Annotated in this window: 21 protein-coding genes and 1 other annotated feature; of the genes, 10 read left to right on the top strand and 11 right to left on the bottom strand. The window is 68.9% G+C overall.

Annotated elements, in window-relative coordinates; translation table 11 throughout:
* From ACOOHC_RS09055 to ACOOHC_RS09035, 5 genes are all read right to left on the bottom strand, one after another.
* The gene (locus ACOOHC_RS09055; protein ID WP_420453662.1) at positions 1-198 is read right to left on the bottom strand and encodes a hypothetical protein; all 198 of its coding nucleotides are present in this window, start codon (positions 196-198) and stop codon (positions 1-3) included.
* Positions 199-342: 144 nt separating this feature from the next.
* Complete coding sequence (locus ACOOHC_RS09050) at positions 343-1524, bottom strand: ribonuclease D (protein WP_420453661.1); 1182 nt, start codon at positions 1522-1524, stop codon at positions 343-345.
* A complete protein-coding gene (locus ACOOHC_RS09045) occupies positions 1521-1802 on the bottom strand; it encodes a rhodanese-like domain-containing protein (RefSeq protein ID WP_420453660.1) in 282 nt (93 codons plus the stop codon). The genes ACOOHC_RS09050 and ACOOHC_RS09045 overlap by 4 nt, the downstream gene beginning before the upstream one ends.
* Positions 1803-1834: 32 nt before the next feature.
* On the bottom strand, positions 1835-2389 hold the full coding sequence (gene mobA / locus ACOOHC_RS09040; protein WP_420453780.1) for a molybdenum cofactor guanylyltransferase: 555 nt from the start codon (positions 2387-2389) through the stop codon (positions 1835-1837).
* A gap of 73 nt (positions 2390-2462) precedes the next feature.
* Entirely contained in the window at positions 2463-2900 is a 438-nt protein-coding gene (locus ACOOHC_RS09035) for a DUF3151 family protein (RefSeq protein ID WP_420453659.1), read from the bottom strand.
* Between the two features lie 34 nt (positions 2901-2934).
* Between ACOOHC_RS09035 and ACOOHC_RS09030 the strand changes: the two genes are divergently transcribed.
* Both ACOOHC_RS09030 and ACOOHC_RS09025 read left to right on the top strand, forming a co-directional pair.
* Entirely contained in the window at positions 2935-3261 is a 327-nt protein-coding gene (locus ACOOHC_RS09030; RefSeq protein WP_420453658.1) for a hypothetical protein, read from the top strand.
* The gene (locus ACOOHC_RS09025; RefSeq protein WP_420453657.1) at positions 3258-4526 is read left to right on the top strand and encodes an MFS transporter; all 1269 of its coding nucleotides are present in this window, start codon (positions 3258-3260) and stop codon (positions 4524-4526) included. Before ACOOHC_RS09030 ends, ACOOHC_RS09025 begins: the two co-directional genes overlap by 4 nt.
* On the opposite strand, the gene pyk is transcribed toward ACOOHC_RS09025, so the two are convergent.
* Positions 4504-5946, bottom strand: coding sequence for a pyruvate kinase (gene pyk / locus ACOOHC_RS09020; protein WP_420453656.1), 1443 nt, complete (start codon positions 5944-5946; stop codon positions 4504-4506). The two genes, ACOOHC_RS09025 and pyk, sit on opposite strands and share 23 nt — an antisense overlap.
* A 20-nt stretch (positions 5947-5966) precedes the next feature.
* On the opposite strand from pyk, the gene ACOOHC_RS09015 reads away from it, so the two are divergent.
* The 4 genes from ACOOHC_RS09015 (at position 5967) to ACOOHC_RS09000 (ending at position 9302) form a co-directional block, all read left to right on the top strand.
* Complete coding sequence (locus ACOOHC_RS09015) at positions 5967-6593, top strand: histidine phosphatase family protein (RefSeq protein ID WP_420453655.1); 627 nt, start codon at positions 5967-5969, stop codon at positions 6591-6593.
* Position 6594: 1 nt separating this feature from the next.
* A complete protein-coding gene (locus ACOOHC_RS09010) occupies positions 6595-7872 on the top strand; it encodes a M18 family aminopeptidase (RefSeq protein WP_420453654.1) in 1278 nt (425 codons plus the stop codon).
* 130 nt (positions 7873-8002) lie between these two features.
* Positions 8003-8872 carry an SCO6745 family protein gene (locus tag ACOOHC_RS09005; RefSeq protein WP_420453653.1) on the top strand — a complete coding sequence of 290 codons (870 nt, stop codon included), beginning with the start codon at positions 8003-8005 and terminating at the stop codon, positions 8870-8872.
* A gap of 103 nt (positions 8873-8975) precedes the next feature.
* Positions 8976-9302 carry a nuclear transport factor 2 family protein gene (locus ACOOHC_RS09000; protein ID WP_420453652.1) on the top strand — a complete coding sequence of 109 codons (327 nt, stop codon included), beginning with the start codon at positions 8976-8978 and terminating at the stop codon, positions 9300-9302.
* Between the two features lie 351 nt (positions 9303-9653).
* Here ACOOHC_RS09000 and ACOOHC_RS08995 read toward each other — a convergent pair whose 3' ends face one another.
* Both ACOOHC_RS08995 and ACOOHC_RS08990 read right to left on the bottom strand, forming a co-directional pair.
* Entirely contained in the window at positions 9654-10904 is a 1251-nt protein-coding gene (locus tag ACOOHC_RS08995) for a M24 family metallopeptidase (protein ID WP_420453651.1), read from the bottom strand.
* Positions 10905-10907: 3 nt separating this feature from the next.
* Positions 10908-11771 carry a HalD/BesD family halogenase gene (locus ACOOHC_RS08990; RefSeq protein WP_420453650.1) on the bottom strand — a complete coding sequence of 288 codons (864 nt, stop codon included), beginning with the start codon at positions 11769-11771 and terminating at the stop codon, positions 10908-10910.
* Positions 11772-11813: 42 nt separating this feature from the next.
* Here ACOOHC_RS08990 and ACOOHC_RS08985 point away from each other — a divergent pair, with 42 nt between their 5' ends.
* The 4 genes from ACOOHC_RS08985 (at position 11814) to ACOOHC_RS08970 (ending at position 14518) form a co-directional block, all read left to right on the top strand.
* On the top strand, positions 11814-12767 hold the full coding sequence (locus ACOOHC_RS08985) for a LysR family transcriptional regulator (RefSeq protein WP_420453649.1): 954 nt from the start codon (positions 11814-11816) through the stop codon (positions 12765-12767).
* A gap of 298 nt (positions 12768-13065) precedes the next feature.
* Positions 13066-13404: a hypothetical protein gene (locus tag ACOOHC_RS08980; RefSeq protein ID WP_420453648.1), complete on the top strand. Its 339-nt coding sequence runs from the start codon at positions 13066-13068 to the stop codon at positions 13402-13404.
* A gap of 416 nt (positions 13405-13820) precedes the next feature.
* A complete protein-coding gene (locus ACOOHC_RS08975) occupies positions 13821-14084 on the top strand; it encodes a type II toxin-antitoxin system prevent-host-death family antitoxin (RefSeq protein WP_420453647.1) in 264 nt (87 codons plus the stop codon).
* A 2-nt stretch (positions 14085-14086) separates the two neighbouring features.
* Positions 14087-14518, top strand: coding sequence for a type II toxin-antitoxin system VapC family toxin (locus ACOOHC_RS08970; RefSeq protein ID WP_420453646.1), 432 nt, complete (start codon positions 14087-14089; stop codon positions 14516-14518).
* Positions 14519-14666: 148 nt separating this feature from the next.
* Here ACOOHC_RS08970 and ACOOHC_RS08965 read toward each other — a convergent pair whose 3' ends face one another.
* From ACOOHC_RS08965 to arr, 3 genes are all read right to left on the bottom strand, one after another.
* Positions 14667-15941, bottom strand: coding sequence for an ISL3 family transposase (locus tag ACOOHC_RS08965; RefSeq protein ID WP_420451721.1), 1275 nt, complete (start codon positions 15939-15941; stop codon positions 14667-14669).
* A 396-nt stretch (positions 15942-16337) separates the two neighbouring features.
* Positions 16338-17644 (bottom strand): IS3 family transposase gene (locus ACOOHC_RS08960; RefSeq protein WP_420453645.1). Its coding sequence is split into 2 segments (ribosomal slippage): positions 16338-17327 and positions 17330-17644, totalling 1305 coding nucleotides; the frame shifts between segments, so codons are not numbered across the junction.
* Positions 17217-17333: a sequence feature (AL1L pseudoknot), on the bottom strand. Its footprint overlaps the gene before it by 117 nt.
* A gap of 83 nt (positions 17645-17727) precedes the next feature.
* Complete coding sequence (gene arr, locus ACOOHC_RS08955; RefSeq protein ID WP_420453779.1) at positions 17728-18192, bottom strand: NAD(+)--rifampin ADP-ribosyltransferase; 465 nt, start codon at positions 18190-18192, stop codon at positions 17728-17730.
* Positions 18193-18264: the final 72 nt, after the last annotated feature.

Raw genomic sequence — 18264 nt, 5'->3', positions numbered from 1 at the left:
TCAGTCGTCGTGGTCGTCGTCGTCGTCGAAGGTGACGCCGTACTTCTCCGCGAGAGCCGCGTACTCGTCGTTCTCGTCATCAGAATCGTCGTCGTCATCGGCGAGCGAACGCTCACCGAGTCCGAGATCGAAGGCCCCGGGACCCGACTGCTTCAGTTTTCTCGCCTCTTCGAAACGGCGATGACGACCCTTTTTCACGACAGGGCTCCCTCACTGGACTGTTGGCATTGGCGGCCGATCATACCGGTCGAGCCCGACGACGCGGTGTCGGAACCGAGTGCTCACGGTCACCGTCGACCACTCCGGGTGGTGCATCGCCGTCCGTCCGGGACGTCGTCGGCGTCAGACCGGCATCAGGGTCAGGCGGCCCTGCGGGTCGAACGTCAGACCGGCCCGGCCCGACACGAGGTCGCGGATCCCCTGCCCGAGCATCTCGGCCCGCCACCCCGACGCGAGCCGGGCGTCGGGGTCGTCGCGCAGCAGCGAGACGATGTCGGCGCGGGTCGCGAGCAGGGTCGTGTCGATCTGCTCGTCGCGCGCAATCTGCGACACCCACGCCGAGACCAGGGTGATCGCCGGTCGAAGGTTGCGGTCCAGGTCGTCCGACGAGCGCGGCGGCTCGGGCGGCTCGGCGTCCCGGCCGATCTCGACGGCGGCCAGGATCTCCTCGGCGATCGCGCCCTTCGCGTGCCGGTCGTCGACGCCACGGGCCTGGCGCAGGTCCTTGGTGCTCGAGGGTGCGCGCTGGGCGATGCCGAGCACGGCCAGGTCGGGCAGGACCTGGCGCACCGGGATGTCGACCCGCTGGGCCCGCTCCTCGCGCCACGCGGCCACCGCCTGGGCGACCGCCCGCCCGCGGGGTCGCAGCGAGCGTGCGTCCTTGAGCTTGAGCCAGGCGTCCTGCGGAGCGGCGCCGCTGACCGGGCGCGTCCGCAGCTCCTCGCAGGCGGCTCGCGCCCAGTCGAGGCGCCCGGCGGAGTCGAGCTTCGCGACGAGGCGGTCCTGGACCTCGAGCAGGTACTCGACGTCGTTCGCCGCGTACTGGCGCTGGTCGTCGGTCAGCGGGCGGCGGAGCCAGTCCGTGAGCCGATCGCCCTTCGCCGGCGTCACGTCGACCTCGCCCTGGAGCAGCGACACGAGCGACGGCGTCCCGTAGCCGACGAAGCCGGCCGCGAGCTGGGTGTCGAACATCGAGCGCGGGACGGAACCGACCGAGTGGGTGAGCACGTCGAGGTCCTGCTGGGCGGCGTGGATGACGCACTCGGAGTCGGTGTCGAACAGGCGAGAGAGCTCGCGCACGTCGACCCCCAGCGGGTCGACCAGGACGAGCTCCTGGCCCTCGACCGTGCCGTCGGGACGCCACGCGACCTGGATCAGGGCCAGCTGCGGGAAGTACGTGCGCTCGCGGTGGAACTCGGTGTCGAGCGCGTAGCGCGGCACCTCCACGAGCTCGTCGACGAGCTCGACCAGCCCCTCCTGGTCGTCGACCCACCCGTAGTCGACGTGGGGAGGGGTCCGGCTCACGACTCCGTCTCGAAGCCGGCGTCCGCCCAGGCGACCATGCCGCCCGCGACGTTCACCACGTCGCGCCCGTGCGCCGCCGCGAACTCGCAGGCCCGGGCGCTGCGCCCGCCGACCTTGCACACGACGTAGGTCGGCTCGCCGTCGAAGGCGTCGAGCCGGTCCGGGACCGTGCCCAACGGGACGTGACGGGCGTGGGCGATGTGCCCGCTCGCCCACTCGTCGTCTTCGCGGACGTCGACCACGACGACGTCGGAGCCGAGCTCATGGAGCTCGGACACGGAGATCTCCTGGAGGCGCACGGGAGTGGACACTACCCAGGCAGGTCGCCGGGGTCGTTGATGTTCGCCATGGCGGCCGGGTCGACGACGACCTCGTCGTGGTCGAGCGCGGCGATCGCCCGGTGCATCGCCCGCTCGCCGTCGTCGAAGAGCGCGCGCACCTCGTCGGCGAGCGCGACGGGCCAGATCGCGCACATCGGCTCGAGCCGATCGCCGCGTGCGACCACGACCCGCGCTCGCACGTCGACGACCCGCTCGCGCAGCACGAGCAGGACCCCGGCGTCGATCGTCGCCAGATCGCACGCCGCGATCGCGACGTGGGTGGCGACCCCGGCGAGGTGGTCGAGCGCCGTCAGCACCCCGCCGAGCGGCCCCTCCCCCGGGTGGTCGTCGGCGACGAGGGGGGCACGCAGGTGGTCGAGCTCGACCGGATCGCCACCGCACAGCACGACCGGGTCGATCCCGGCCGAGCGCATCGCCGCGACGACCCGGTCCGCCATCGCGACGCCGCCGACCTCGATCACCGCCTTCGTGCGACCCATCCGTCGACTGCGCCCGCCCGTGAGGACGGCGCCGGCGACGCGCACGTCGCGAGCGACGGCCCGTCGTCCGGCGCCGGCTCCGCCGCTCACCGTCGCGCCACGTGGGACTCCCGTGCGCTCACGCCCCGTCGGGGATGCCGGACGGATCGAGCTGGAGCAGGAACTGCTCGCAGCGCTCGGCCTCGTCGGTCTCGCCGATCTCGGCGGCCATCGCGCCCAACCCCCGGAGGGAGCGCAGGAAGCCGTGGTTCGTCGGCTCCGACCAGCGCACGTACCCCGACCCCCGCCAGCCGTTGGCGCGCAGCGTGTCGAGACCACGGTGGTACCCGACGCGGTAGGCCGCGTACCGCTCGATCGTGTCTCGTCCGAGATCACCGAGCTCGGCCCACCCGGCCAGCAGGCGCGGCGACGCCGCCACCACCTCGGCGACCGCTCGGCGGCGCTCGTCCCCCTCCAGCTCGAGGGCGGACGCGAGTCGCTCGGCGTCGTCGGACGAGGGTGCCGGGAGCACGGTCGTCGGCAGGCCGGTCGAGAACTGGACGGGTGAGTCGCTCACCGCGCCGATGGTACCGGTGGCCTACGCTGAGCTGGTGCTCGCCATCACCCTCGACGACGCCGGGAACATCGCGGTCGGACTGGTCGGCGCCTTCCTCGTCGGGTCGGTCGCAGCGGCCTGGATCGTGAAGTCGATCATCCAGAAGCTGCTCGCCGTCGGGGTGCTCGTGCTCTTCGCGTTCGCCGTGTGGACGCAGCGCACCGCCCTCGAGGACTGCGCCGACAAGGTGCGCGCCGCCTACGAGATGGACGGCGTGAACCCGCGCCTGGTCGACACCGACTGCTCCTTCTTCGGGACGACGATCACCGTGTCGGATCCCCGCGACGACTCCCAGGCGCTGTCGGCACCGACGACGGGGTGAACCTCACCCGCCTGACCGTCGCGAAGGCGGTCGCGAACACGGCGCTGCGCTGGGTGCCGCCCTTCCTGCCGACGCTCGAGCGCGCCTTCGGGGCGTCCACCCAGCAGCTGACGACCGTCATCGGCGCCGGCGAGATCGCCGGGCTCTCCACGCTGGGGGTCGCGCGCCACCTCGACCGGGGCCGGTCGCGCCTGGTCATGTCGGCGGCGCTGGCCGTGGTCTCGCTCGCGTCGCTCGTCGCCCTGGTCGGCACCACCGCCACGTTCGCGATCGGGTTCGTGCTCGTCGTGGTCGGCGTCTCCAACCTGACCGTGGCCGGCCACGCCCACATCAGCCACCAGGTCCCCTACGCCGGCCGCGGCCGTGCGATCGGGGTGTACGAGACGTCGTGGGCGTTCGCGCTGCTCGTGGGCGCGCCCGTCGTCGCCGGGTTGATCGCGTGGGTGGGGTGGCGCGGACCCTTCGCCGCGCTCGCCCTCGCGACGGCCGTCCTCGCCGCCGTGATCGCACGGTCGCCGTCCGATCCGTCGGGATCGGCGGATGCGTCCGCACCGGACGACCCGACGGGCGCACCCCGTCCGCAGGGTCCGGCCGGTCCGGCGGGTGGAGCCTCGCCGGCGCCGGCGCCGGCGCCGGTGCCGGCGGGCGCGACGGCGCCGCGGACCGCCGCGCCCCCGGCCGAGGCGATCGCGATCCCGGGTCGGTTCACCTCGCTGCCGGCGCGGGCGTGGGCCGTCGTCGCCGGGTCCGCGCTGCTGGCGATGGCGGGGCTGTCGCTGTTCGCCGTGTCCGGCAGCTGGCTCGACGGCGCGTTCGGGCTGTCGACCGGGGGGTTGGGCGCGGCGGCGATGGCCTACGGCGCGATCGAGCTGGGGGCGTCGAGCGGATCGGCGGTGATCGCCGACCGTCTCGGCAAGCTGCGCGCCACCCTCGCCGGGATCACCGCCCTCGTCGTGGGTCTCGCGATCATCTCGATCGCGGACGACCTCCTGTGGGTCGGGCTCGCCGGGATGCTGACCTTCGTCGGCGGGTTCGAGTTCGCCTTCGTCACGTCGCTGTCGCTCGTCACGGAGGCCACCCCGCGCACGCGCGGGACGACGATCGCGCTCGCGAGCGCCGTCGGGACGCTGGCGCGCGGCTGCGGCACGATCGCGAGCGGCGTGCTGTTCGGGATCCACGGGGTGCGCGGCCCGGTCGTGCTGTCGGCCACCGCCGCGACGTGCGCGGCGGCGTGCTTCGCGCTCAGTCGACGCGCACCATCCTGAGCACGTCCGTCGCGACGATCGTGCGATCGCGCCCGGGTGCCCCGGCGAGGACCAGGACCGTGTCGCCGTGGACGACGACGCCCTCGGCGAGGGCCTTCTCGACCGCGAACCAGACCATCTCGTCGGTCGACTCGTAGGTCTCGACCTTCATCGGCTCGACCCCCCACGTGAGCGCCATCGTGCGCACCATCTTCAGGTCGGGGGACAGACCGACCATGCGCGCCTCGGGCCGGAACCGCGCCATCGCCCGTGCGGTCCGCCCGCTGCGCGTGCAGCACAGGATCGCCGCGACCTCGGCGTCCATCGCGGCCTGCGACGCCGCGTGCGACAGCGCCATCGTGATCCGGTTCCCAGGGGTCGCCTCCACGGACAGCTCCCGCTGCGCTCGCCCCAGCCGGTTGGCCCACTGCCGGTAGCTCGCCTCCGACTCGGCGCGCTCGGCGATGGTCGCCATCGTCGCCACGACCCCGACCGGGTCCCGACCGATGGCCGTCTCCCCCGACAGCATCACCGCATCGGTCCCGTCGAAGACGGCGTTCGCGACGTCGCTCACCTCCGCACGCGTCGGCGAGGGGGCCGACACCATCGACTCCAGCATCTGCGTCGCCGTGATCACGGGCTTGCCGAGCTCCACGCAGTGCCGCACGATGCGCTTCTGCAGGTGGGGGACGTCCTCGATCGGGCAGTCGATGCCGAGATCGCCGCGCGCGACCATCACCGCGTCCGTCGCGCTCACGATCGCGTCGAGGTCGTCGAGGGCGGCCCGCGTCTCGATCTTCGCGACCAGCCGCGCCCGATCCCCCACGACCTCGCGCACCCGCTCCACGTCGGCGGCGTGGCGGACGAAGGAGACCGCGATGTACTCGACCCCGGCCGCCGCGACGGCCTCGGCCAGCACGAGGTCCTCCTCGGTGGGCGTCTCGAGGCGCAACATGTCCGACGACAGGTGGACCCCCGGCTGACCGTTGACCTTGCCTCCGGTCTCGATCCGCGCGATCGCGGCGTCGACGGTCACCTCCTCGACCGTCATCGAGATGGCGCCGTCGCCGAGCTGGACGCGCGAACCCGGGCGCAGGTCCTCGAGCAGGGTCGCGTACTGGACGTGGATGATCGAGTCGTCGCTCGGGCCGTCGCCGGGGAGCAGCCGCACGCACGTCCCGCCGTCGAGCGAGACCCCGCCGTCGGGGAAGTGCCCCGATCGGATCTTGGGGCCAGGGAGGTCGGCGAGCACCGCGACGTGCCGCCCGGCGTCCTCGGCGGCGTCGCGGACCCGCCCGAGCTTGTCGAGGTGGTCCTCGAGATCGCCGTGGCTGAGGTTCAGCCGGACGACGTCGAGACCGGCGCCGATCAGCGTGCGCAGCATCTCGATCGTGTCGCTGGCGGGTCCGATCGTGGCCACGATCTTCGTTCGACGGGTCATGTCTGATTGGCTGTCGGTCGATGGAACTGCTGCTGATCAGACACGGGCTCCCCGTCCGGAGGGAACTCACCGAGGGTCGGGCTGATCCCGAGTTGTCGGAGGAGGGGCGGCAGCAGGCGGAGCATCTCCGTCAGTATCTCTCATCCGAGCAGCTCGACGCGGTCTACGCGAGCTCGCTCGCACGTGCGGTCCAGACGGCCGAGCCGCTGGTGGTCGATCGCGACCTCGAGCTCGTCGTCGAGCCCGACGTTGCGGAGTACGACCGCGACAGCCCGGAGTACGTCCCGGTCGAGGAGCTGCGTGCTGCGAACGACCCCCGGTGGAGGGCGATGCTGGACGGGACCTGGCAGGAGCAGGACGAGGGCACCGCCGAGTTCGGCGGGCGCGTCCTCGGGGCGATCGCCCGGATCGTCGAGCGCCACCGCTCCCAGCGGGTCGCGGTCGTGTGCCACGGCGGGGTGATCAACGCGTACCTCGTCGACGTGCTCGGCCTGCCGGCGGACTCGCGCGGGTTCTTCTACCCGAACTACACCTCGATCCACCGCGTCGCCGCCGCCTCCAGCGGGGAGCGATCGATCGTCACCGTCAACGAGACCTCGCACCTGCGCGGCACCGGTCTCCCGATGGGCATCTTCCAGGGGGGCTGAGGTGGACGTCACCGACCACGACGAGCGCCTCGGCGACCTGATCGCCTACCTCGACGCCTCCCCCTCCCCGTGGCACGCGGTCCGCTCGACGGTCGAGCGGCTCACCGGTTCCGAGCCGCTCGCCGAGGACGACGCGTGGAGGTCGGTCCCCCGACGGGGCCACGCGGTGCGCGACGGGGCGATCATCGCGTGGTCGATCCCCGACGGCGCCACCCCCACCGGCGGGTTCCGCATCGTCGGCGCCCACACCGACTCGCCGTGCCTGCGCGTCACCCCGCGGCCCGACACCTCGACGCTCGGCTGGAAGCAGCTCGACGTCGAGGTCTACGGGGGGATCCTCAACAACACCTGGCTCGACCGCGACCTCGGGGTCGCCGGCCGGATCGTCCTCGACGACGGGACCGAGGTGCTCGTCGACGTCGGCGAGGGCATCGCCCGGGTCCCCCAGCTCGCCGTCCACCTCGACCGGGAGGTCAACGAGAACGGCCTCAAGCTCGACCGCCAGCGCCACCTCGTCCCCGTGTGGGGCATCGGGCCGAGCCACCCCGGCGAGTTCGCCGAGTGGATCGGCGAGCGCGCGGGTGCGAGCGGTGCGGCGTGCTGGTGGGACCTGTGCCTCTACGACACCCAGGGCGCGGCCGTGCTCGGAGCCGACCGCTCGATGCTCGCCTCGGGGCGGCTCGACAACCTGCTGTCGTGCTGGGCGGCCACCACCGCGCTGGAGGCGTCGAGCGCGTCCGATCACCCGTCCGATCACGTCGCGGTGATCGTGCTGAACGACCACGAGGAGGTCGGCTCGGCGAGCACGACCGGCGCGCAGGGACCCTTCCTCGAGAGCGTGCTGCACCGCCTCGTCGCCGACCTCGGGGGATCCGCCGACGACGTCCACCGCGCCTTCGCCTCGTCGGCGTGCGTCTCGGCCGACAACGCCCACGCCGTGCACCCCAACTACGTCGAGCGCCACGACCCGAACCACCGACCCCTCGTCGGCGGCGGTCCGGCGATCAAGGTCAACGCGAACCAGCGCTACGCGACCTCGCCACGCACCGCGTCGCTGTTCCAGCGGGCCTGCGAGTCGCGCAACGTGCCGTGGCAGGTCTTCGTCTCGGCCTCGGACATGCCGTGCGGGTCGACGATCGGCCCGGTCACCGCGACGCGCCTCGGCATCGAGACCCTCGACGTCGGGGTCCCGCAGCTGTCGATGCACTCCGCGCGCGAGCTCTGCGGGGTCGCCGACCCGCTGCACCTCACCACCGCCCTCACCGCCTTCCTCACCTGAGCGTCGCCCGACGGTCCGGACCGGGTGGCGTCCTCCGACCCACGGCATCCTCGTCCGGTGGTCGCGGCACGGTGGGTCGGCGAACCCCCGCATCTCGAGGCACCGGCGCGGATGGGTACGGTGCCGGACCATGACCCACGTCGCTCGCCGGATCTGGGACGTGGTCGAGCCGATCGCCGCCAACGTCTACTTCGCGCCCGAGGTGCACGCCGCCTACCACGAGATCGGGTTCGACCCGTCGACCCGGTCGTCGGGCTGGGTGCGCTACCCGGACATGGTCGCCTACTTCACGAGCCGCGGCGCGTGCCTCGGCCCGAACGTCGACGGGCACCTCGTGGCGTCGGCGCTCGGGGTGTTCTCGCGCCCGATGGTCGTCGCCGCGGTCGCCGACGGCTGGCGCCGTGCGGATCAGCCGACGGTGCTCGCCGCACGCGAGCGCGGCGGTGTCGCGTCGTTGCGTCGCCTCATCGGCGACGAACCCGAAGGTCTCGGTTGGGCGACGGAGGTGCTGCGGCGGATGGTCGACGCCGCTCCGGGTGAGGGTCGCGCCCTGTTCTCGGGGTTGCTGTCCCTCGGCTCACCGGATGATCCGATGGGCGCGTTCTGGCGTGCGGCGGACCTCGTGCGCGAGCACCGCGGTGACAGCCACATCGCGGCGTGGATCGGCGCCGACCTCGACGCCTGCGAGATCGGCGTGCTCACGGACCCGTGGCGCCACCAGCCCCTGAGGTCGTGGGTGCGCTCCCGTGGTTGGACCGATGACGAGCTCGACTCCGCCTGCGACCGGCTCCGCTCGCGGGGTCTGCTCGACGGCGACGACCTGACCGTCGCCGGTCGCGAGCTGCGCGAGGGGATCGACGACGCGACGGATCTGATGGAGGGTCGCCTCGTCGACGCGCTCGGATCGGATGCGCAGCGGTTGTTCGACCTGCTGGACCCGTGGTGCGACCGGATCGTCGCCGACGGCGGGTACCCGGCGCGCGTCGGCTGGCCGGCCTGAGGCATGGTGGCCGTCCGCTCCCCGTCGGGCGGTGCGGGAATCAGGGGCTCGCATCACCTGGGAGGTCATCGTGGGTGGGTCAGGGGTCGGGTACCTTGCCGACATGAGCCCGACGGACCGAGCGCGAGCCGTTGCGAGGCGCTACGCCTCAGCGTGGGCTGCTGACGATCTCGTCGAGGTTCTCGACTGCTACGCCGACGAGTTCACGCTGCACTACTTCGGCAGCAATCCGTTCAGCGGGGACCACATCGGCGAGGACGCAGCGCTCGCGGTGCTCCTTGAAGTGGGGAGCCGCGCTCCACGGAGGCTGGTGTCCGTCGACGAGATCCTCGCCGGTCCCGATGCGGCTGTGCTCGTCGCGCGCGAGGAGATCTCGGTGGGTGGTGCGGACCCACCTGGTTCGTCGGATCTTGCGCTACCGAGTCGTTGACGATCGATTCACGGAATGCTGGCTCTACGAGGAAGACCAGCAGTTGATCGATCACGCTTGGTCTTGATCTTCTGAACTCGTGCCGTCGGCAGCTCGGGCCCACTTCGGCGACGAGCGTTCTCGAGCAGCGAATGAGCGGGTACGTGCGTGGTCGGCTCGAGGGTGCGTCGCGGCGGTTGTCGTCGCGTCGGTGGTGCCGGTCGGCTGGCTCTCCGTGTGCCTGCCGCCTGCGGGTCGGCGTTCCGACGAACTGTCAGCCGGTCGGTGCCGTCGCCGTGGTGTGGCTCGAGAGAGGCGCGCGCAGTTCGGCTCGAACCAGAGCGCCCGCCTCGGTTCCACCGTCGACGGATGTCAGGCTGGGTTGGGATCGAGGAGTCGGTCGTCGAAGGGGTACGAGGTGAGCCGTTCGACGCCGTCGGCGGTGATGAGGACTTGGTCTTCGAGTTTCACGCCTTCGCCGCCTCGGTCGCTGCCGAGGAAGCTCTCGACGCAGACGGTCATGTTCTCTTCGAACACGCCGTCGATGCCGGCGTCGTCGTGGACGTCGGCCTGCAGCACGATGGGGTACTCGGCGGCCATGCCGTTGCCGTGCACGGGGCCGAGGTATCGGTGCGCGACGAACTCGTCAGGGATCGTCCACGCTTGGTTGGCGTAGTCGCGGAATGACTTGCCCACTTCGATCAGTTCGATGTTGGTCTGCAACTGGTCGTAGGCCATGGAGTACAGCTCGCGTTGGCGAGGTGTTGCAGCCTGGTCGCCCGCGAGGAACGTTCGTGACAGGTCGGTGTAGTAGCCGTGGCATCCGATGGCGTCGGTGTCGAGCGCAACGAGTTCGCCGGCGGCGATGACCTTGTTGCTGGCTTCTCGGAACCAGGGGTTCGTGTTCTCGCCTGAGTTGAACAGGCGCGTCTCCAGGTACTCGCCGCCGCCGGCGATGAGGGCGCGGCTGAGCTCGGCCCACACCTGGTTCTCGGTTCGCCCGGGCAGGATCTGGCTTTCCATCCACGCGACGGCAGCTTCGGTTCCGGCGACCGAGGCTCGGATGAGTTCGAGTTCGGTCGGCTGTTTGATCGACTTGGCCCGGTCGATGATCGGCGATGCGTCGACGACGTCGAAGCCGGCAGATGTGAGGGCGGGAACAGCTTCGACCGGTGACCGCTCGATGCCGAGCCGCTGGCCCTCGAGGCCGCACTGCTTCATCAGTCCGCGCATGTCGTCGACGAACTCGTCGAGGTGGCGTCGGTAGTGGTCGCCGCCGTAGAAGGGGTGCAGGCCGCGAGCGCGGCGCAGTTCGTCGACGGTGTCGAAACCTTCGGAGAGGTGCGCGCAGCCGCTGTATTCGAAGAGCACGACCGGCCCTTCCACGGGGACGAACACGTAGCGCCCGGGGTTCCGGGTGGTGTTGATCTGCATGTTGCGAACGCCGCAGGCGTAGCGGATGTTGATGGCGTCGAAGAAGACGGCAGCACCGACGTCGTGGTCGACGAGCGTGGATCGGAGTCGGGCGAGACGCTCGCGTGCTGCTCGCTTGTCGACGTCGTCGGACAGGAGGAAGTCGGGGACGATCGGGGCGTCGAGGGAGTGGAGTGCATCGACGGACATCGGTCAGCCCGCCAATCCGTCGGTGTGCTGACCGGCTGCGTCGAGATGTTCCTGCGTGACACGTCCGTAGCCGTAGCGGGTGCTCTCGACACCACCGATGTATCCAGGCGTCTCGGAGTACCCGAAGAGCACGGTGTGGCGGACGCCGTCGACCGGTGCGATGCGGTGCATCGAGTAGCGGCCGCGGAACAGCTGCAGGTCGCCGACGTCGAGGTCGAGCGTGCGAACCGGCCCCCGGTCACCGTCGAGCACCTGCTCGACATCGTCGTAGTGCTCGTCGCCCGGTTCGCGGAGATCGGCGCAGTACTCGAACGTGCCACCGGCTGCGGGCTTGCGGGTCATCAGGCTGACGATGAACTCGTTCGCGTCGTAGTGCCACGGCATCCGTGCGCCGTCGTTCATCACGTTGATGACGAGCCCGCGTATCGGGTCGGCGAACTGGTGCAGCGTGTCGATGCCCATGCAATCGGCAGCGAAGCGCTTGAAGTCGGGGTCGTCGTAGAGCGTCCGGAGCATCGTGTCGGCCGGGATCAGATCCTTGCCGACGAAACCGTTCGACATCGTTCCGGTTCGGTTGCGGGGATGATCGGTCGGCCAATCATCGTGCTGGCCGCCGTCGCCGTAAGGCGTCAGGTCTCGGGTCAGCTCGAACGCGTCAGGTGCCGCGTTCGTGGTCTCCTCCATCAACTGTTCGTGCACCTCAGGGCGAAACACGGCGGGCAGGTGCGCGCATCCGGTTGCGTTCAGTCCACGGCGGGCGTCAGCGATGACCTGACGCAGCTTCGGATCCTCGGGCCGGTGGATCGGGTAGCGATCGATGTCGATGAAGGTCGACACGTCGAGGCGGTCGAGCAGCGCGTTGATCATGACTCCACTCTCCACTCCTCCGCCACATAAGACAATCACAACATGGAGCATCAAACGATTAGAGTCTCGAATATGTTGGAACGTGCCCACTACCAACTGCTCCTCGAGTTGTCTCGGGCTGGAACCGTCAGCGGGGCGGCGGATCGGCTCTACATCACCCAGTCGGCAGCGAGCCAGCGATTGCAGCAAGCCGAGCGGCGCTTCGGGTTTCCGCTCACGGTCCGCGCAGGACGGCGCCTCGCCCTCACCCCTGCGGCGCAGCGCTTGGTCGAGGCTGCCGACGCGAGCGAACGGGCACTGACTGCTGGCGAAGTCGATGCTCGATGGCTCAGCACGGCCGGCGAACCTGCACTGATCGTCGCCATCGACATCTTCGACCACACGCCCTGGCTGACGTCAGCGATCGTCGAGTTCGGCCAGACCCCCGAGACCGCCGGCCTCGAAGTGGTACGAGCCCCCGCCGGCGACGCTCACCGCCTGCTCACCGATCGCCGAGCAGACGTGGCCCTGCACGCCGGACCCGCAACCGGGCCACTCCACACCCGACCGCTCCTCGATGACCACCTGGTCGGCGTCGTCGGAGAGCCCAGCCCGCTGCGCGATCGAAGCGCGCTCACACCCGACGACTTCGCCGACGCCGACTACGTCACCTACTCGACGACACCGCGAGCAGGATTCGAACGAGCCACCTTCCTCGGCCCAGCCGGCGCGTTCCCTCAACGCATCCTCAGACTCGAATCAGTCACCGCGATCGCCAGACTGATCGCACCGACGACCTGGTGCTCGATCCTGCCCAGCTGGATGGTCGACACCCGTTCAGGCGTCACCACGATCCCGCTCGAGCCGGCACCACCTCCGATCGCCTGGTCGCTCGTACAACGAGACCTCAACGACGAAGCACGACGATCCGACGCCGCAGACCAACTACACGACCTACTCCGTCGAGATGGCGACAGACCTCGTCGAGGTCCTGGCTCGCCCAGCACGGCGGGATGAAAGGCCAACGACGTGAAGCGGCTCGAGGAGCCTCGGCGAGCTTGCCAATGATCTGATCCGGCGTGTGTCGCCGGCGCGGATCCGGTGGTCTTGGCGTCAGCTCGCAAGCACCAGATCCGAGATGACGACATGTTGCACGCCGACCGACATCCGATCCGAGTGTTCGACCTCGACGGTCTCACCATGCTCATCGGCCTCGTCACCTCTTCCGGATTCCTCGAGATCGGTGTGGTGCAAGCCGAGGGATCGAGTTCATCGTTCACGCCATGCCAGCCCGATCCAAGTCTCTGGAGACCTGATGCCCCGCTCGATCCAAGTCTCTGGAGACCTGATGCCCCGCTCGATCCAAGTTTCTGGAGACCTGATGCCCCGCTCGATCCAAGACATCCTCGATCACGCCGACGAACTCGCTGAACGTTTCGAGAACTACGAACCCGAACCCGGCGACGAACGACCCGTGGAGGAGTACCTCCTCGAACGCGCCGCTCTCGCCCGGGCGAGAAGCGAGCGTCAGATCGTCGAGGCGATCAGCGCCGCACGCGCCAAGGCCGTGCCGTGGCAGCGAATCGGCGAACTGCTCGGCACGTCGGCCCACGCCGCGCGACAACGCTACGGAAACGTCATCATCAACAACTGACACCGAAGCACACGTGAGGTTCTCGGCGGTGATCGAGGCGACGGAGTACCCGCTCGGGCAGACGAGTCGGCGGCGACGGGGCACCGGAACGGCCATCGCACCGGACTGCGGTCACCGGCGTCCCGGGATCTCTCGAGAACTCCGAAGAACCCTGAACAACGCTCGATGTGGGGACCTGCGAGGCCGTCGCTGCCGGGTCGCGATCGTTCCACTTCTCGCCGGTAGCACCGCGCTCGGGAACCGGCACGACGACCGCCGTCCATACCGCATCTGTCTCTCGGGCAACATCGCTCGCATCCGCTCAGGACGAGGTGCCGATCGTGCGCATGCAAGGAGCTGCGCCGGCGGTGACGATCTGTGCGGGTTGCCCGAAGATCTGTACGTTTCGTGTTTAGCTCTGATGTACACTTCGCCTCGTGGATGTTGCCGTGACGGAACTCAGAGCCCACCTCGGTCAGTGGATCGACGCTGCGCGTGACGGCAACGACGTCGTCATCACCGATCGGGGGACGCCCGTCGCCCGAATCGTTGCGCTCGACTCCACTCCGGTCCTCGACCGTCTGGCCGCCGAAGGCGTGATCAGTCGACCCGCGCGATCGTCCCGCCCGGTCGCCGGCGGTCGGTCCCGGCCGAAGCCGAAGCGACCGGTGGCTGACATCGTCAGCGAGCAGCGTGGCTGAAGGTGGCCCTCGTCTATTTCGATTCGAGCGCACTCGTCAAACTCGTGCTCGACGAGACCGGATCCGACGTCGCAGCAGCAGTGTGGAACGCTTGCGACGCTGCGTTGTCGAGCCGGCTGGCGTATCCCGAAGTCTGCGCAGCTCTCGCAGCAGCGGGTCGCGATCACCACCTCACCGAATCCGAAGCGACCGCTGCGGCAGACGAATGGGAGATCTTCTGGTCGTCGATGCGTCCAATCGAACTCTCGCCCGCCGTTGAGAGGGCGGCTGGCGAGTTGGCTGTCCTGAACCGACTGCGTGGAGCCGACGCAGTTCATCTTGCGAGTGCCCTCGCTCTCGGTTCACAGGAGGTCACTGTTGCAGTGTGGGACAAGCGTCTCCACGCTGGCGCCGCCGCCGTTGGACTTGCCGTGGCGCCTCCGACGCTCGATTGAAGCCTGCGGGGACAACGACCATCCTCGGGAGGTCCGCCCGTCGACGCACATTCTCGAGCACCTGGCCGAGCGCGTAGGTGCCGTTCTGGAGTGGTGGATCGGCCCGAAGCGACGTGTTGATATGCCGCTCTTCTGCTGTATCCGTGGGTCAGGTTCGGCCTGGGAGGGCGGGTGGGTGGCTGCCAAGCGCGAGCAGGGCGAGGGCGATGAGGGGTTCGGGTCCGTGGAAGCCGAACGCGATGCGGGTGAGGAGCCGAATCTTGGTGTTGGTCGACTCGATCAGGGCGTTGGAGAGCCCGGAGTCGAGGGCGTGATCGATCGCCACTCGGTGCTTCACGATCTTGCGGGCGAGTTCGACGAAGGCCGGCATTCGCGACCGGCGCGCCCACGACAACCACCTGTCGAGCGCGTGCTTGCCGGCGTCACCCTTGACGGCAAACACGAACCGCAGTCCTTCCTTGAGCAGGTAAGCGCGATGGAGCCGAGGGTCGATCTTGGCGATCCAGTCGAGCTGGGCGCGTTGGTTCTCGGTGAGATCGCCGGGGTTCTTCCAGAGCGCGTAGCGGGCGCGTGCGATGCCGAGCGAGGTGCCTCGTGCGCGTCCTCGCTGGGACATGACGGTCGTGATCGCGTTTCGTCCCGATGCCTGGTTCCAGGCTCGGCGACGCTCGACGTCGAGCGCTTCGATGGCCCACGCGACGACGTGAAACGCATCGGCGCAGCGCACGGCGTTCGGGGCTCGCTTGGCGACGACGCGGGCGATCCAGCCCGCCATGTCCGCAGAGATGTGGGTCAACTCCGCAGCGCGTTCGTTGCCGAGTTCGTCGAAGAACACCTCCAAGTCGGCGTCGGTGCGGCCAGGGCCGACCCACACCAGATGGCCGGTGTCGTGATCGACCACGACGATCAGGTAGCGGTGTCCGCGCTTGTAGGAGATCTCATCGATCCCGATCCGTCGCAACCCGTCGAGACGATCAACACGCGCCTCGACATCTGCATTGACCCGCGTGACGATCGCACCGATGGTGCGCCACGCCACCCGCAACAACTCACACGTCGCGGACTTCGAGGTGCGCACCGCCAGCCACGCCGCCAAGTCGTCGAAGTCGCGGGTGTGGCCGACCCCATGACGAGCCCACGGCACTGCCACCACCGTCGGTCCGTGCGTGCGGCAACGCACCCGGGGTGCGTCGGCTTCGATGAACACCTTCGTCGTGCCGGCGTCCAACGCCCGCCACCGCCGACGACCATCACCACGGTCGTAGCGAGGCGAACGTCGATGGCAGTGTCCGCAGCGGCCACGAGCCCTCGCATCAGGTCGTGCCGACACCACGATCGATCCATCGGTGTCGTCGACACGGACCCCTTCCACGACCGTGCGCGTCAACCCGCACGCCTTCTCCCATACCTTGGTGTTCAGCACCCCGTCTGCCGTCCTTTCAGTTTCGAGCCTTCGACAGCGCGAAACCTAGGAATCAGGCGGGGTGCACCCGCGGATAGGCCCTCAACTCACCCACGGACAGAGCAGAAGAGCGTGATATGCGTGCTTCGGCGTGGGTTGGGCATCTGCAGTGAACAACGCTGAACCACCAACCGATCAACGACGCAGCGCATGCGCGGCACGTTTCGATTGTCACCCGCTCTCACCCATGTGATGGTGGCCCGAGGCGGCCTCAGAGTCTGGGCCGACCAGGCACCCCACGAACCGGACAGACACGCGTCGTCATTCGCCGGGTCGAGTCGGACTGAACGGTTGGTTGCTGGGCTCCAGGTTCGGCGTTGCGCGACGCCTGACGGACACACGGTGGTGCGTCTACGATCACGTGAATCGCCCTGGGTCTGATGGAGACTCGGGTGATTGGTTTCCAACCCCGGTCGGGGCGGTCTGTCGGGCAGCGTAGAACGCTGCTTCGAACTCTGCTGGGGGGACATCGTCGCAGTAGCCGTGAAGGCGCTCTTCGTTGAACCAGTGCACCCAGCTGAGCGTCGCGAGTTCGAGTTGGTCGACGTCATCCCATGGCCGCGGCGCGTCGGGCCCGAACACGCACTCGGTCTTGAACAAGCCGTTCGTCGTCTCGGCCAGCGCGTTGTCGAACGAGTCCGCGACGGTGCCGATCGAGGGGCGGGCGCCGGTTTCGTCGAGGCGTTCGGTGAACCGGACGGATGTGAACTGGCTGCCGGCGTCGGCGTGTGTAACGAGCCCGATGAGTCGGCGGTTGCCGCGGGAGCGGCGGGCCATCTCGAGTGCGTCGAGGACCATGTCGGTGCGCATGTGTGATGCGACGCGCCACCCGACGATGCGTCGGGAGAAGGCGTCGACGATGAAGCACACGTAGGCCATCCCCGTTCTCGTCGGCACGTAGGTCAAGTCCGTGACCCACAACGCGTTCGGGCGATCGGCGGTGAAGTTCCGGTTCACCAGATCCGGTGCGCGAACGGCGTCAGGATCGGAGATGGTGGTGAACACCTTGCGCCGCTGTCGGCTGATCCCCTTGATCTCCATCGCCCGCATGAGCCGGGCAACTTGATCACGGCCCACATCGTGGCCGGCGCGCCGGGCAGCCTTCCGGAGCTTGTGCGCCCCGTAGACCTTCTTGTTCGCGACCCACAACACCATCAGGATCTGCATCATCGCGGCGTCGCGCAGAGCACGTGCCGACGGTGACATCTCACGCTTCTTGGCGGCGTAGTACGTGCTCGACGCAATCGGCAGCACCCTGCAGATCGACTCGACGTCGAACTCGTCACGATGATCGTCGATGAACGCGACCATCAACGCTGTGGGCGGTCGAGTTCCGCCTGGGCGAAATACGCGGACGCCTTGCGCAATATCTCGTTCGCTCGACGGAGTTCGCGCAACTCTTGGTTCGCGTCCTTCAACTCCGACTCCAGCTCGACGACACGCTGCGCATCGGGGCCGGCGATCCCGTCCGCGATGTCGGCGTCACGCCACCACTTGCGGACCGATTCGACGCCATAGCCGATCTGCTCGGCGACGCGCCTCACAACACCGTGCGAGGTGCCCAACTCCATCTCCAGCTGCCGGCACAACCGCACCGCAGACAACCGCTCCTGCTCGGAATACCGACGTGTCGTCGGCTTCCCAGGTGACTTCTCTCGTGGCATCTCTCCATCCGCGTTTCCAAGGTCGAGAGTCTCCAACGGACCCAGGGCGATTCAATATGGGTGGTGTTGCGACGATGCGTGGTCTAGTCGTAGATGACGTCGAGTCCTTGCTCTCTGAGCCGTGCGAGGTTGTCGAGCATGCCTTTCAACACCTCGGGAGGGTGGCCTTCCCAGTCCTCGACTTCGCCAAGGACTTGCATGGGGAGTCGGGTCCGGTAGGACTGGGTGGTGTTGCCGGGGAACTTCTTGTTCGTGACGTTGGGGTCGTCCTCGAACGGGCCCGTGGGCTCGACGATGTAGACGTGACCTCGCTCCTGGTTCCCTGCGAGCGCAGTTGCCAACTCTGCTCCCCACACCGCTATCTCCACCAGCGCAGCGAAGTAGACGTTGTTGGAGGTCCGGCCTCCCTGGAAGTTCGAGAGATAGCCGGGGACGAGCTGATCGCCGGGTTTGAGGGCGGACTTGGTGCCGTGGAAGAACGGTCCTGCGATGTGATCGCAGTGATCGAAGGTCACCGGGATGTACTCAGCGTTCTGTGCGTCGGGGATCCCTTGGTCGTGTTCGGGGGGTTCTTGGTTCGTCACTTGTTTGTCCAATCGCCGGCTCGAGCGACGTGATGT

The organism is Ilumatobacter sp. (genome assembly GCF_965215205.1).
In the GTDB taxonomy this organism is placed as follows: domain Bacteria; phylum Actinomycetota; class Acidimicrobiia; order Acidimicrobiales; family Ilumatobacteraceae; genus Ilumatobacter_A.
This window is presented reverse-complemented; position numbering and strand designations above follow the sequence as displayed.